Consider the following 14,404-nt stretch of genomic DNA (forward strand, 5'->3'; position numbering starts at 1 on the left):
ACCAGCATTTAAATGGAGGTAATGAATGGAAAACTACATAGCAGACTATTAACAAAAAGCAATCCACTCAATTGAAAGAGGATTGCTTTTTGTATGCCTTTTTGTTGGTATAGCTAATAGAACAGGGTATAAATTTCTATATTTTCACATCGTCGTATTCTTTGTAACGATCAAAAGCAGTTACTGCATAAGAACACACGGGCTCTACTTTAAAATTATTTTTACGAGCAAAGTTCACCGCCTGGTCTAATAATTTTTTAGCCAGACCTTTGTTGCGCATTGATTCATCGACAAAAGTATGTTCAATCACCATCACGTCAGCTAACTTCGTCCACGCAATCTCTGCTTTCATAACGCCTTCTACTTCCAGACGGTAAGCAAATTCATCACTGCCTAATTCAACCAATTTAAAATCCATTTTTCAGTCTCCTCCTATTCACTAATTCCTCTTCAACAGATAAAAACACGTCAATTTCAATATGTTCTGTTACTAAAATATCGAAAGTTACGAACGTTTGTTTATATGTATTTCGCCAAGCAGACCTTCATCTCCTGTTAAAAACACCTAAATAGCTTGCTCTTCTTTACAGAGTAGCTATTCTTTGATTTTTTCACTTACGTTAGAAACCCAAATTAACGGCATGTACCCCGATTTATGAAATTGTTCTTATCTCGAATTCAAGATAACAAACTTATCCTATCATTCACTTTTATTTCCTGCAAACCATTTGATTCAACAAAAAAACAGACACATTCTCGAAAGGAGAGTATGTCTGCTTCAAATTAGTTTATCCAACCGCTAACTGTATCGGCTATTTTTTTAAAGAAAGATTTCACACTTTCCCAGAAGCCTTCGTCATGAACGATTGTCGTAAGCTTATCCTCAATCGTCTTACTCAAGTCTTCCAATTGCGTTGACCACTTTGAAAAGTCAATATCCAATTGACGAATGCGGTCCATCAAATCTACTAATAATTGACGGTCTTCCGGACTCAACTCAATTTGAAGTTTGCTCAATTGTTCTTCAACAATTTGTTCTACTTCTTCGCGTGATGCAGGATTTTTTTCAGCAATTTGTTTTTTGATTTCAGTTAATAACTCACTGACTTTAGCATCTTCTATCCCGCCATCTGCAAGTTCAGTTGCAACAGTTAACTCATCATTGGCGACGTCTGTCCGTTCTGGATCCAACTTTTCACCATTCACTTCATAGGCTTTGTAGATTCCGACAAGTGCCGAATGGCCAGTTACCGCTTTTGGTGCCGCAACTTCTACTGTAGCGTTTTCGATACCCGCTGTCAGCATAGCATTTCCATACATTTCAGAAGTCACTTGTGTGATGTTTTCTGGTGTCACGATGTTAATGACTAATCCTGCGCCTTCATCTTTACGAGTAATTTTAGCAGATGAATACATATTGGCACGGGAATCTCCGTCTTTAATGTACTTGATCAAATCTTCACCGGTCACTTCAATTTCTTCTACGTCTACTTCTTCTGCGACATCTAGGCTGTCAGCTACAGATGCTTTTTCATCAGCTGATAAATTCCCTCCATAGACGACGATTGGCAGACCGAATTTTTCGTTAATGCCAACATTTGCCGAACTGTATGACGGCAATACGACAGACAGTGTAAACAGTAATGCTATGACAGTCATTATTTTTTTCATTTTAACTTGCCCCTTTCTTCAAATTAATACGAAATTAACTTGAAAAGGTTCCTTTACTTAGTTGACTTAGTCCATCCTTCTTCCTGGATGATCTGCCGATTTTTATACAACTTACCAATAGCTCGCTTAAAAGCAGCTTTGCTCATGCCGAAAATTTCTTGAATTTCGTCTGGAGAAGACTTGTCGGTAAATGGCATTTGCCCGCCTGACTCTTCTAGATAACGCATAATTTGTTCAGAATCGTCCAGTAAGCGTTCTTGTTTGCGCGGCAATAAAGAACCATTTAATGTTCCATCATCTTTTACGCCAATAATACGAACTGTTTTTTCTTCTCCTAAACGCGGCTCTTCTTGACGTTCAGTTTCATGGATGAAAATTCGGTGCATATCAGGTACAGATAGCATAAACGTACCGACTGGCAATAATCGATAAGCACGTGCCTGTAAATTTTGATTGAAAACTGTTTCCGGAGCTGGTTGCATCAATTCTAGTACTTTTTCTTCGGTTGCTAGACGTCCGTACAAATCACCGTGACGATCTGTTCGAAGTGTCATAAAAATATGATCACCTTGTTTTGGCCACAACTCCAAAATTTGTGGAAGGTCCGCAGGCAACAAATACACTTCACGTGTCGTGCCAATATCCACTACTGCACCTTCACGCTGAGATACTTTTAATACTTTAGCCCAGCCATACTCACTTGGCAGAATATGCGGAATCATTGGAGTTGCTGAAACGCCACCTTGTCGATTGCGGTAAAGAAAAACTTCAATTTCTTCTCCAATTTCCTGGCCTTCTTCTATTTCTGATTCGTTCATCATTACTTCATCGCCTGAGCCATCTGATAAAATCCATTGCGATGTCGAACGATCTTTCACTTGTAGTAATGCTTTTAATCCTGGGTGTAACGCCATAATTAGCTCCTCCTATTTCTGTTCACTATCTTTTCCTTCTTTTTTTAACTGTTCCAGTTTGTCCCTAAAATCCGGGCTTTCTTCAAGTAGTTGGACCAAATCGGTAATCCGATCGATTGAATTCCAGCTCAAGTGGTGTTCAATGCCTTCAACATCTTCATAGATTCGTTCTTCATCTACACCGATCAATTGGAGAAATTGTTCGAGCAAGCCATGTCGTTCCAATAACCGTTTGCCAAGTTTTTGGCCTCTAGGCGTTAACACAAGGCCTCTATAGCGTTCGTATATCAAGTAGCCATCTTTATCCAGCTTCTGTACCATCTTAGTTACAGATGAAGGTAACACGGATAAGGCCTCCGCGATATCCGATACACGCGCATAGCCTTTTTGCTCAATTAAAGAATAAATGATTTCAATGTGGTCTTCCATACTTGGAGTAGGCAAAATTCTTTCCTCCCTCACGTAACTATGTTCAGTTTACTATACCGCCATCATTGAAACAACTGGACTGAGTTCACCGTAAAACAATTCATTTTTCAGAAAGGTTTAAGGCAATTATCTTAGGGGTAAGTACTTAGTATAATAAATATTAAGTAGAAAGGTTAGGTGAAAAAAAATGGCACGTATTCTTTGGATTATTCTTGCAGTTATTATTGTAGTATGGCTTATCGGATTCTTAATGCAAGTTGGTGGCGGACTCATACACATTCTTTTAGTTATTGCTGCAATTATTCTAGTTATCAACTTAATTACCGGGCGTAAGGGCTTATAACCGCCTTATTTATCACAAACAAAAGAGTTGTCTCAAAAGTCATCTTACCTGACTTTTGGTGGCAACTCTTTTTTGTTTATTCGTCTAATAGCAAAAGCAGGGGGAGAGAACATTCTCCTTACCTGCTTTTTTAAAGCTTATTGGCGGATTTTAGCATAAACACACGTATCGCGAAGCTTGTTTCCTACACGGGAAATCGTATCGTTGCGCAAAATACCTTCTAACTCGAAATTTAACCGGTGTGCTACTGCACGGCTTCGAACATTGTCAGGATCACAGCGAATTTCGACACGATTAGCGCCCAGTTCCTCAAAAGCAAATCGCGTAATGCGCTCTACTGCCTCTGTAACAAACCCTTTCCCCTCAAAACGGCTATCGACCCAATAGCCAATTTCAAATTTCCGCACTTCCCAGTCAATCCGGTGAAGTCCCGTAGAACCAATAAATTGCCCAGTTTCCTTCAAGAAAAAATGCAATCGCAAATCTTTACGCAATTTAAAATCTGCGGCAGCTTCAATTAACGTTGCTTCGGTTTGTGCCAGGTCGGGCTTTTGTTGCGCAAATGGCAACCAAGGTCGGAATGCTTCTAGAGAGTGCATAACAGCTTCGTAACTAGCTTGTGCATCTTCTCTTCTAGGTGCCCGTATTAGCAATCGCTCCGACTCAAACTCGTCAGGAAAATCGAGTAGGACCGGATTGAAAGGTGATTCTTGCGTCTCGATTACGGTATCGTCCCACAAGACCGGCGTGGTAATTCCTGCCTGCCAGTCTTCACGGGTCATACCATAGGTCACTGCATCGTAGTAGCGGTTTTCCCGTGGAGAAAACCACGCTTGCCGCAAATGAGCTTCTTTGACAAAGCCTGTTCGTTCAAAAGCTTTACGCATCGCAAAATTATCGTGGCGCGTATTACCTTCTAGACGAATTTTCTTTTCTGATAATGAAAAAACAAAATCTGCAATCATTTTTAATGCTTTTGGACCATAGCCCTTGTTACGGTAAGGATCCGCAATTCGCAAATCAAAAAGGGGAATGTCGTCTTGCAAATCAAATATTTTCACTAAGCCGACTTGTTGGTTTGCTTCGTCTTCAATCCAAAACGTCGTTACTTGATCTGACTTATAACCGCCTTCTTCAATTGTTTTTTCAATCAAAGCCCGGACTGGATGTTCATGACCATGAAAAGGCCACGAATTTGTTGTCATAAAATGAATTAGCTGTTCCTGCTCTTCCATTGTCCACTCTGTTAACTTCAATACAAAACCTCCAAACGTACCTCACTTCTGAACTTTCACAAGACGTAACGCATTCAAAATAACCAATAGCGTGGCACCCATGTCTGCAAAAATAGCAATCCATAAAGTTAACCAGCCTGGAATAATTAACAGCAATGCAATAATCTTGAGTCCTAACGCAAAGACGATGTTTTCTTTTATTATACGCAATGTCTTTCGGCTGAGTCGAATCGTGTAAGGAAGTTTTTCCAAATCGTCCGCCATCAATGCGATGTCCGCTGTTTCAAGTGCAGCATCTGTTCCTGCTCCACCCATTGCAATACCAATACTTGAAGCCGCTAAAGCCGGTGCATCGTTAATGCCATCTCCGACCATTGCTACTCGCCCATACTGTTTTTGCAGTTCTTTAATTGCCGATAATTTGTCTTCTGGCATTAATCCTGCTCGGACATCTGTGACGCCGATTTCTGCTGCAATAGCTGTTGCTGTTGCTGGATGATCTCCAGTCAGCATGATAATTTGGTTGATGCCCATTCCTTTTAGTTTTTCGATAATCGAAGGGCTTTCTGTACGAATAGCGTCGGCTACCGCGATAATGCCGAGCAATACCGTTTCTGAAAATACAGCTGTCACAGATTTTCCACTCTCTTGCAGTTTACGCGCTTTTTCAGGAATACGTAAGCCTTTTTCTTCAGCCCAATTTAAACTGCCGACGTAAAGAACTGTTTCATTAACAGTGGCATATGCACCTTTACCTGTAACGGAATTGAAGTTTTCAGAAGGATATGTGCTTGCTGCTTGTTTTGTGATAGCTCTAGCTAACGGATGCTGCGACATTGCTTCTACGGATGCTGCAAGCTTCAACAACTCTTGTCGTTCAATTGCGTCTTGCACTAAAACATCCGTCACTTCAGGATACCCTTTCGTTAACGTTCCCGTTTTGTCAAAAGCAACGGCATTAATCCGTCCGGTTTCCTCTAAATGAATACCGCCTTTAATGAGTACTCCTTGGCGTGCAGCATTGCCGATAGCTGTCACTATCGCAACGGGCGTAGAGACAACCAATGCGCACGGACATCCTACTACAAGTACGGCTAATCCTTGATACACCCAAATTTCCCAGTTACCCGTTAGAAATCCTGGAACTAATGCGACTAAAAAAGCGATGACAATGACTGCTGGTGTGTAGTACTTTGCAAACTGATCGATAAATTTCTGAGTCGGTGCTTTTTCAGCTTGTGCTTCTTCGACAAGATGAATGATTTTAGCGATGGTAGTATCTTCGACACGTTTTGTAACCGTGACTTCAAGTGCTCCTTCTTCATTCATCGTGCCTGCAAAAACTTCATCTCCGACTGTTTTGACTGCAGGAATTGACTCTCCTGTAATCGCTGCCTGATTAACGGCGGATTGTCCGCGTAGAACAGTTCCATCCATGGCGATCTTTTGTCCCGGTTTAACAATTAGCACGTCTCCTATGCGAATATCTTCTGTATCCAACTCCATCAGTTCGCCGCCGCGTTGAATGAATGCACGCGCTGGCGCTAAATCCATTAAGCTGCGAATCGACTGACGGGCTTTGTTCATAGAGAACGATTCTAACGCTTCACTGACAGCGAACAAAAAGACCACTACAGCACCTTCACGCCATTCGCCAATAATGACGGCACCAATGATTGCAATCGTCATTAAGGTTTTCATATCGAACTGGAAGCCACTGAGATTTTTCAGCCCAGTCCAAAACATATGATAACCACCTATTGCCATAGAACCCGCAAATAACGCAATCGACCAAGGATGCGTTTCATCTAGTTGAAACGATACGATAATTCCAGCGATCAATAGCAGTAGTGATAGAACGGTCTCTATCGTCTGGCGTCGTTGGTAGAAAGGAACATGCTTGATCTTTTGTTTTTCAGGATAGACACGGATATGATCGAAAGCACCTGCTTTTTCAAGCGCTTCGATCGTTACATTCCCATCAATCGTTAGTTTAGACGCACCAAAATTCAAATTAACATTTTTGATTTCAGGCAAATTCAAGACATTTTTTTCAAATTTAGCTGCACAGCTAGTACACGATAAATTTTCCAGACGATAGGTTTTAACCAATCTCCACACCTTCTTTCGTGTGTTCGTGAGCAATTGTCACCAATTGACGAACATGATTATCAGACAAGGAATAGTAAATTTGTTTTCCTTTGCGCTCAGATTTCGCCAATGCTCTTTCTCTTAAGTAACGCAAATGATGGGAAGCTGTTGCTGTAGAGGACCCAATGACCGCTGCAATATCACAGACGCACATTTCCTCTTCTATTGTTAAGGCGTATGCGATACTCAGTCTTGTTTCATCCGCCAGCGCTTTAAATAAGTTCGCTACATCGCTCAGGTCGGTCATATTTTCTTGTACACGATCAACAACTTCTGGATGGACCTTCGTCACTTCACACAATTCTTTCATACGGCACCTCTTTCATTCAAATAAATGTTTGATTGTTTCTTTCAGTATATTCGCTCTAGCAGCGACAGTCAAACGTCCATTTGAATGAATTGTATTTACATACTAAAAAAAAGGTGATACAGTTTTATAGCCTGTTAGTGAACAAATTCACTAACTAATACGTTGCTACCCGTTCTAAAGCTGTTAGATAATGAGTGATTTCTCATTAGTTTTCATAAAAAAGATGAGGTATGGAGTCAATCCACTAAGACTTTTAATAGAAACAGTTGATTTTCAACAGCCTGGATCAAGGAAAATTATAATAGAAGGAAGTGAACATTTTTGAATACACTATCTTATAAAGAACAATGGTTCGGCAATATCCGCGGAGACGTTTTGGCCGGAATTGTTGTCGCACTTGCACTTATTCCGGAAGCGATTGCTTTCTCAATCATCGCGGGTGTCGATCCGATGGTTGGTTTATACGCTTCGTTTTCAATTTCCGTCATCATCGCTTTTGTCGGTGGACGGCCAGGTATGATTTCGGCAGCAACGGGAGCTATGGCACTCGCTATGGTCTTGCTAGTTCGTGATCATGGTCTGGACTATTTACTAGCCGCCACCGTACTGACGGGTGTGTTGCAGTTAATTTTTGGTCTTTTAAAAGTTGCCCGTTTTATGAAATTTATCCCACGGGCTGTCATGATTGGTTTTGTCAACTCGTTAGCGATTTTGATTTTCATGGCACAAGTACCGTTTATTTTCGGCATTAATGCGTTGACTTACGTTTTTGTTGGCGTTACGTTGGCGATTGTTTATATTTTGCCTCGTTTTTTCACAGCTATTCCAGCACCTTTGATTGCAATTCTTGTCTTGACAGGTGTTGTTATATACAGTGGAATCGATATGCAAAATGTCGGTAGTCTTGGTACCATTTCACAAACATTGCCAAGCTTCTTTATCCCGAGCGTACCATTTAATTTCGAAACTTTACAAATTATTTTCCCCACTGCATTGGCACTTTCCGTTATCGGTTTGCTCGAGTCTTTATTAACTGCGTCGATTATTGATGATGCAACAGAAACTGGATCCGATAAAAACCAAGAAGCACGGGGACAAGGCATTGCAAACATTATTACTGGCTTTTTCGGTGGAATGGCAGGTTGTGCGATGATCGGACAATCAGGCATTAACGTTCAGTCTGGAGGACGTGGACGATTGTCAAGCTTTGTTGCTGGGGCCTTCCTAATGTTCCTCATTATCGTTTTGGGCAATTGGGTTGTCCAAATTCCAATGCCTGTTCTAGCTGGCATTATGGTAATGGTTTGCATCGGTACTTTTGACTGGAGTTCGTTCAAGTATTTAGCGACAGCTCCAAAAGCTGATGCGATCGTTATGTTGTTAACAGTTGTTGTTGTTGTTTATACACATGATTTATCAAAAGGTGTATTTGCCGGTGTTATTTTAAGCGCTATGTTGTTTGCCGCTAAAATTTCTAAGGTCGAAGTGCGTAAAGAAGGATTAGAATCCAATGTGTCGAATAGATATACCATACATGGACAATTATTTTTCGCTTCTTCACAAGATTTTGTTTCTGCATTCGACAAAGTTGAAGCTTCTGAACAAGTTGTATTGGACTTTTCGGATGCAACAGTATGGGACGACTCAGGCGTTGGAGCAATCGACCGGGTCATGAACAAACTGCAAGCACAAGGACAGTCTGTTGAGATTGTCGGGTTAAATGCTTCAAGTCAAAAGCTTGTAGACAAACTAGCAACCTTCAGTACTGCAAGTAAAGGCACATCATAAGGAGGATGCTTTATGTATGAGAAAATTTTAGTGGCAGCAGATGGCTCGGATCATTCAAAACGAGCTGCTCATGAAGCCGTCAGAATGGCCAAAACTAATCCACAGGCTTTTGTCACTTTGCTTTATGTCATCGATTACGAAAAAGCACGGACAGAAATTCTTCATGGCCAAAGCAGCGACGAAGTTCATTTGGAACGTCGTAAGCATCTAGTACCACTCGAAGAAATCTTCCGGTCTGCTGGTATTAACTTTGAAACGAAGACGCTTCACGGTGTTCCTGGACCAACCATCGTCAAACATGCTAATGAGACTGGTTACGATGTCGTCTTGATCGGCAGCCGCGGATTAAACACATTGCAAGAAATGGTACTTGGCAGCGTCAGCCATAAAGTGGCTAAACGCGTTGAGGCACCCGTTATTATCGTCAAATAAATTTAGCTACTTAATAAAAGATCCCTTTGCGATTTTCGCAAAGGGATCTTTTAAAGCATGTAACCATAGCCTAAGCTAAACAGCACAACTCCACTGACTACAGTGAGTAAAACGTAGCCGCCGCCTGTTAACCATTTGCCGCCCTCTAAATCTTTTACAACATCCAAAGCCATCGTTGAAAACGTTGTAAAAGCTCCAAGAAATCCAGTAATCCAAAAAACTGACAAATTGCCGCTGCCTATAAATAGACCAAGTACCAATGAACCAATACTGTTAACTAGCCAAGTTGCGACTTTTGGCTGCCATAATCGACTTTCAACCAATAAGTAAAATACGTAACGCGTGATTGCTCCTAAAAATCCACCAATTGCGATACCGATCATGACGGTACTCCTTTTCGACCAGTCCACAGACCTGCTCCTGCTGCTGCAATGCACGCAACTGTCATCGTCATAGCAAAAACCAAGCCCCACCAGATAGACGACTCTAGCTGGTGGAACCAGTCAGCTGAAAATGCTGAAAACGTCGTAAACGACCCTAACAACCCGGTTGATATCAATAACCTCAGCTCTGCCGATTTCCGAGTTAATCGAACAGCCGCTAGTCCAATTAAAAAGCTACCCGCTATATTGACAAGCCAAAGACCCATTCCTTCTGCGACCGCCATGTATATGCTTGCACGCAAAAGCGATCCGATCATTCCGCCAAGCCCTACCGCCAGTATTCTTTTCATTTCTACCGCCTCGCATCTGTTTTCTTCCAGTATAACTTATTCAGCTTTTAATATTAATATCGATCCTTCCACGTCATCGATGATTTCGGTTTCGTGGAAATCCCCTTCAGCCCAATCGTCCACTTGGTTATGGAAGTAATCCGATTTCAAATGCCCACTCAGTCCAGGACCCACAATATGATAAGCGCTCGATAAATCCGCAAGATCTGCTACAAAACGCCACGATGCTCCGTGATCAACATTACCTTCTGGCGTAGATGCCGCAGCTTGCACGGTAATGTTAGAACCTCCAATTGGCACGGGATCTGGATTAAGAAATTCAGCAAAAATTGGAGATGCACTTGCTAGTGGATGTGGGAAAGTTAATTGATGTTGCTCTCCCCAGTTCCAATCAGCCAAGTCCGTCCCTTGTTCATCTTCAATTTCAGTAACCGCTGTCTCTAATGAATCCACAAGCCATTTTTCCACACCACCGTATTCCGTTACCCAAACGCCTTCTTTCCCAGCAAATGCATTGCGCATCATTTCATCCGTGATGTGATTTTTTCCATCCAACATTTTAAAAACGTCTTTCGGAAACTCTTCGGCAAGCAAAGTCTCCGGTAATTGCTTAATCCATTTATGGAATACTAAAGGCGCAGCCTGTTCTTTACTATCAACTTGGTCCCACTCTTCGAGCATTGTCAATACTTCATCGTAGTCATCCGTTTTACTACGTACCGTAGCAATCATATCCGCTAAAAATTCAGCGGCGTATAAATTCTTCTGGTCCATCTGCAAATCCATCATATCCTGTGCTGTCAATTCATCTGATGCTTCTAGCACCTCCGCAATCCGTTCATAACGATACGGTTGCGCCCAGAAATCAGTAATGTGATAAGGATAAGCATTGTCAATCACTTCATTATTCGCTGTCGCAATAAACCCTTCTTCTGGATTGACCGATCGTGGCAACTCATCAAAAGGTATATAGCCTTCCCAGCCGTAGTCAGCTGAATCTCCCGGAACTGGCAATTGTCCATCTCCTGATTTTCGGATAGGAATCCGACCATTTGCTTTATAGGCGATTGTTCCATCTGTGGAAGCGAAGACAAAGTTTTGCGCAGGTGCTTGAAAATCTTCTAGCGCCAGTTCGAATTCTTCCCAATTGGATGCTTTATTGAAATTTAGTACTGCTTGTAATTCAAGTGTCGGCTCAAGAGCTGTCCACTGCATGGAAAAGACCGCTCCTGCCTGCTCTTTGTCGTACAGTATATTTGAAACAACAGGACCATGCCTTGTCACCAACACTTCAAAGTCTTCCGTTTCTCCGTCTTTCACCTTGATGGGCTCTTTCCTTACTTCTGCTTGTTCCCATGCTCCTTCGTAACGAAACTGTGTCGGATCTTCAGGATTGGGTGTTTCGATATAAAGGTCCTGGACATCCGGTCCAACATTAGTAACACCCCAAGCAATTTCTTCATTGTGACCAAGAATAATTCCAGGAATACCAGCAAAAATAACTCCACTTACATTTTGTTTAGGTGATTCTAAATGCATCTGGTACCAAATAGACGGAGTACTAAGACCAAGATGCGGATCATCTGCGAGCAAAGGTTTACCACTCGCTGTTTTGTCACCTGACACCACCCAGTTGTTGCTGCCGTTAAATTCAGGTGGAATCACAGAAGTGTCAAATTCACCTGCTACTTTGACTGACTGTTGTTTATTTGACGCCAAAATTGCCGGTGCGTTTTCAGGGTATTGGATAAATAACTCGCGCGCTTTGTCTTCTGGAAATTCGTTCAATGCCCAGTGGCGAACAGCAAGTGTGTTCCAATGTCCTCCAAGATCATAAGCCATGAATTTGCCGATTGTCAGCGAATCTACTGTTGTCCACTCGGTAGGTTCATAACCGAGAAGCGCAAATTCAAAACTCAAATCACCATTTTCTTTTGCCTCTTCCATATAAGCATTGACGCCTTCTGTATACCATTCTAGTACTTGCTTAGCTTCTGCATCATAGCCTTCCCAAGATTTTTCAGCAGCATCTCGCAAACTAAAAGTTCGGAAAAACTTATCAGTATCGACTGCATCTGCTCCGATTACTTCTGCCAATTGCCCACTCGCTTGTCTGCGCGATAAATCCATTTGGAACATCCGGTCCTGCGCCTGCACATACCCTTGCGCCCGGTAAAGATCTGCGTCTGTGTCTGCCTGTATATGAGGAACTCCAATTTCATCGCGTGTAACTGTTGCATCGGTATCCAATATAGCTACTGCCACTTGTCCTTCAATAACAGGCTTAGACTTGGTTATGTAAACGTTTACAAATATGAGTGCTGCTACCGCCACTGTGACAAGAACACCCAGAACACCTAAAAGCCATTTAAGCCACGTCTTTTTTTTCACTTTTTTCTCCATTAACTTTCCTCCTCTTTCTTATCGTACTTCATTCGACTAGCGAAGGAAAAATACCTTTTTTCTAAAAAATCCTGCGCTCAGTTACCCGCTCTAAAGAGGCTGCGAAGTCTTTCTTGTATTTTACACCTAAAAAAAATGCCCCTTTTAAGGGACATCCGACAAATCAAGTTCGATCTTCTCCTACAATCTTCACTTCAAGTTCTAAATCAATACCGAATTTTTCCATAACAGTTGTTTTAACCATCTCAATTGTCTGGATATAATCGTTGGCTGAGGCATTGTCTTTATTAACAATAAACCCTGCATGTTTAGTAGAAACTTCCGCACCGCCAAACCCTCGTCCTTGCAAGCCGCTATCTTGAATTAACTTTCCTGCAAAATTACCAGGCGGTCGTTTAAAGACACTGCCTGCGGAAGGAAATTCCAACGGTTGTTTCGTTTCACGCTGATACGTCAATTCACTCATTTTGGCATCAATAACCGTTTGTTTACCCACCTCTAATTCAAACTCAGCAGACAACACGTAAAATCCTTCTTTTGTAATAATGCTCTTTCGATAACCAAGACCTAAATCGTCCTTAGACAACACCCGTTTTTCTCCTTCTTTCGAAAGAACTGTTGCTTGAACGATAATATCTTTAATTTCTCCGCCATAAGCACCGGCATTCATCGCCATGGCTCCACCGATAGAACCTGGGATTCCACAAGCAAATTCAAATCCTGTCAGTTGTTTTGCTGCAGCGGTTTTTGATACCTGTTTAATATTTGCTCCACCTTGAGCATAAACTTTCGTACCTTCTATATGGATCGTTTGTAAACTCTTTAAAGTTAGAACGATGCCACGAAACCCTCCATCTCGAACGACCATATTTGATCCATTTCCAAGAAGTAATAAAGGAATATTATTTGTATATGCGTATTTCACTGTAAATGCAGTTTCATCTTCAGTCGTTGGTGCCACAAAGATATCAGCTGGCCCACCCATTTTAGTTAATGTATGAAGGTGTAGCGGTTCATCCATTTTAACGTGATCATCTGCTAAAAAAACACGCAAATCTACCAACCATTGTTCTTTCGTCATCTAAAGCAAATCCCTTCTAAACTTATAGCTTCTACTAGTATCTAATTTTCAGCCTGATTTGACAAGCAATATAACAAAGTTCAGGTCAAAAGTCCAATTAAACATTCTCTCGAATCTGAGACTTGTTCATCAAAAACGATTGACTTTGAAATTTGATGAGGCTATATTTAGGGTTGTAAGTCGGACCAGGAGGTAGTTGATTTGAAAAAGTGGACGATCGACGCAACACATTCAGAAATTAGCTTTTCTGTAAAACATATGATGATCTCGAATATAAAAGGTTCTTTCACTTCTTATGAAGCAAACGTTGAAGCCAATGAAGAAAATTTGCAGGGTGCATCAATCGACTTTAAAATCGATGTCGCCAGCATCAACACCAATAACTCAGACCGCGACCAACATCTTCTTTCCGCTGATTTTTTTAACGCTGAGCAATTTCCATACATCACATTTACCGCTAATGACATTGTAAAAAAAGACAACGATTATGAATTAACTGGTGACTTCACCATGAAAAACATCACACGACCAACTACTTTCAAAGTAGCGTACGGCGGCAAAGGTACCAACTTATGGGGCAACGAAATAGTAGCATTTACCGTAGCCGGAAAAATAAATCGTCAAGACTTCGGTCTAACGTGGAACCAGGCGCTTGAAGCAGGTGGCGTGATGGTCGGTGAAGACATCAAAATCACACTGGAATTACAAGGCACTCCTGCTTAAAAAGCCCAGTAAAAAGCAGTGAGAGGATTTTTCCTCTCACTGCTTTTTACGTGTCGGTGCTGCAAGGGCGCTTGCGCTTTTCTTTGTCCAGACTCCAGCGCCCAACACCTCGGGTCATAAGTCATCCTGGCTGTGCGGCAAAATGCGCCGCTCTGCCAGTCTGTCTTATGCCTGTCGGTGCTACACGGGCG

Annotated in this window: 15 protein-coding genes; 4 read left to right on the forward strand and 11 right to left on the reverse strand. The window is 41.7% G+C overall.

The annotated features are described in order from the left end of the window. Positions 1-136 precede the first annotated feature (136 nt). From FQ085_RS08675 to mntR, 4 genes are all read right to left on the reverse strand, one after another. Positions 137-418 carry a GNAT family N-acetyltransferase gene (locus FQ085_RS08675; RefSeq protein ID WP_149456401.1) on the reverse strand — a complete coding sequence of 94 codons (282 nt, stop codon included), beginning with the start codon at positions 416-418 and terminating at the stop codon, positions 137-139. A 365-nt stretch (positions 419-783) separates the two neighbouring features. Next, a complete protein-coding gene (locus tag FQ085_RS08680) occupies positions 784-1,671 on the reverse strand; it encodes a DUF1002 domain-containing protein (protein WP_149456402.1) in 888 nt (295 codons plus the stop codon). Between the two features lie 53 nt (positions 1,672-1,724). Further along, positions 1,725-2,585 carry a CvfB family protein gene (locus FQ085_RS08685; RefSeq protein WP_058386411.1) on the reverse strand — a complete coding sequence of 287 codons (861 nt, stop codon included), beginning with the start codon at positions 2,583-2,585 and terminating at the stop codon, positions 1,725-1,727. 12 nt (positions 2,586-2,597) lie between these two features. Beyond that, entirely contained in the window at positions 2,598-3,029 is a 432-nt protein-coding gene (mntR, locus tag FQ085_RS08690) for a transcriptional regulator MntR (RefSeq protein WP_058386412.1), read from the reverse strand. 172 nt (positions 3,030-3,201) lie between these two features. Here mntR and FQ085_RS08695 point away from each other — a divergent pair, with 172 nt between their 5' ends. Beyond that, on the forward strand, positions 3,202-3,357 hold the full coding sequence (locus FQ085_RS08695) for a lmo0937 family membrane protein (RefSeq protein WP_143039509.1): 156 nt from the start codon (positions 3,202-3,204) through the stop codon (positions 3,355-3,357). 137 nt (positions 3,358-3,494) lie between these two features. Here the strand turns inward: FQ085_RS08695 and FQ085_RS08700 are convergent, their stop codons facing one another. The 3 genes from FQ085_RS08700 to FQ085_RS08710 are packed head-to-tail and all read right to left on the reverse strand — an operon-like array spanning position 3,495 to position 7,053. Then, a complete protein-coding gene (locus FQ085_RS08700; protein WP_149456403.1) occupies positions 3,495-4,613 on the reverse strand; it encodes a GNAT family N-acetyltransferase in 1,119 nt (372 codons plus the stop codon). A gap of 21 nt (positions 4,614-4,634) precedes the next feature. After that, positions 4,635-6,704, reverse strand: a complete 2,070-nt coding sequence (locus tag FQ085_RS08705; protein ID WP_058386414.1) for a heavy metal translocating P-type ATPase — start codon at positions 6,702-6,704, stop codon at positions 4,635-4,637. After that, positions 6,697-7,053: an ArsR/SmtB family transcription factor gene (locus tag FQ085_RS08710; RefSeq protein WP_149456404.1), complete on the reverse strand. Its 357-nt coding sequence runs from the start codon at positions 7,051-7,053 to the stop codon at positions 6,697-6,699. Before FQ085_RS08710 ends, FQ085_RS08705 begins: the two co-directional genes overlap by 8 nt. 321 nt (positions 7,054-7,374) lie before the next feature. Between FQ085_RS08710 and FQ085_RS08715 the strand changes: the two genes are divergently transcribed. Continuing rightward, positions 7,375-8,841: a SulP family inorganic anion transporter gene (locus tag FQ085_RS08715; RefSeq protein ID WP_058386416.1), complete on the forward strand. Its 1,467-nt coding sequence runs from the start codon at positions 7,375-7,377 to the stop codon at positions 8,839-8,841. Between the two features lie 12 nt (positions 8,842-8,853). After that, a complete protein-coding gene (locus tag FQ085_RS08720; protein WP_058386417.1) occupies positions 8,854-9,273 on the forward strand; it encodes a universal stress protein in 420 nt (139 codons plus the stop codon). Between the two features lie 50 nt (positions 9,274-9,323). Here the strand turns inward: FQ085_RS08720 and FQ085_RS08725 are convergent, their stop codons facing one another. The 4 genes from FQ085_RS08725 to murB form a co-directional block, all read right to left on the reverse strand. Further along, a complete protein-coding gene (locus FQ085_RS08725) occupies positions 9,324-9,656 on the reverse strand; it encodes a fluoride efflux transporter FluC (RefSeq protein ID WP_149456405.1) in 333 nt (110 codons plus the stop codon). Then, complete coding sequence (locus FQ085_RS08730; protein WP_149456406.1) at positions 9,653-10,006, reverse strand: fluoride efflux transporter FluC; 354 nt, start codon at positions 10,004-10,006, stop codon at positions 9,653-9,655. Before FQ085_RS08730 ends, FQ085_RS08725 begins: the two co-directional genes overlap by 4 nt. 36 nt (positions 10,007-10,042) lie before the next feature. Then, a complete protein-coding gene (locus FQ085_RS08735; protein ID WP_149456407.1) occupies positions 10,043-12,409 on the reverse strand; it encodes a penicillin acylase family protein in 2,367 nt (788 codons plus the stop codon). 163 nt (positions 12,410-12,572) lie between these two features. Further along, a complete protein-coding gene (gene murB, locus FQ085_RS08740; protein WP_058386421.1) occupies positions 12,573-13,490 on the reverse strand; it encodes a UDP-N-acetylmuramate dehydrogenase in 918 nt (305 codons plus the stop codon). A gap of 201 nt (positions 13,491-13,691) precedes the next feature. Between murB and FQ085_RS08745 the strand changes: the two genes are divergently transcribed. Beyond that, a complete protein-coding gene (locus FQ085_RS08745) occupies positions 13,692-14,213 on the forward strand; it encodes a YceI family protein (RefSeq protein WP_149456408.1) in 522 nt (173 codons plus the stop codon). Positions 14,214-14,404 lie beyond the last annotated feature (191 nt).

Origin of the sequence: Planococcus sp. ANT_H30, from assembly GCF_008369335.1 — a bacterium.
Lineage (GTDB): Bacteria > Bacillota > Bacilli > Bacillales_A > Planococcaceae > Planococcus > Planococcus kocurii.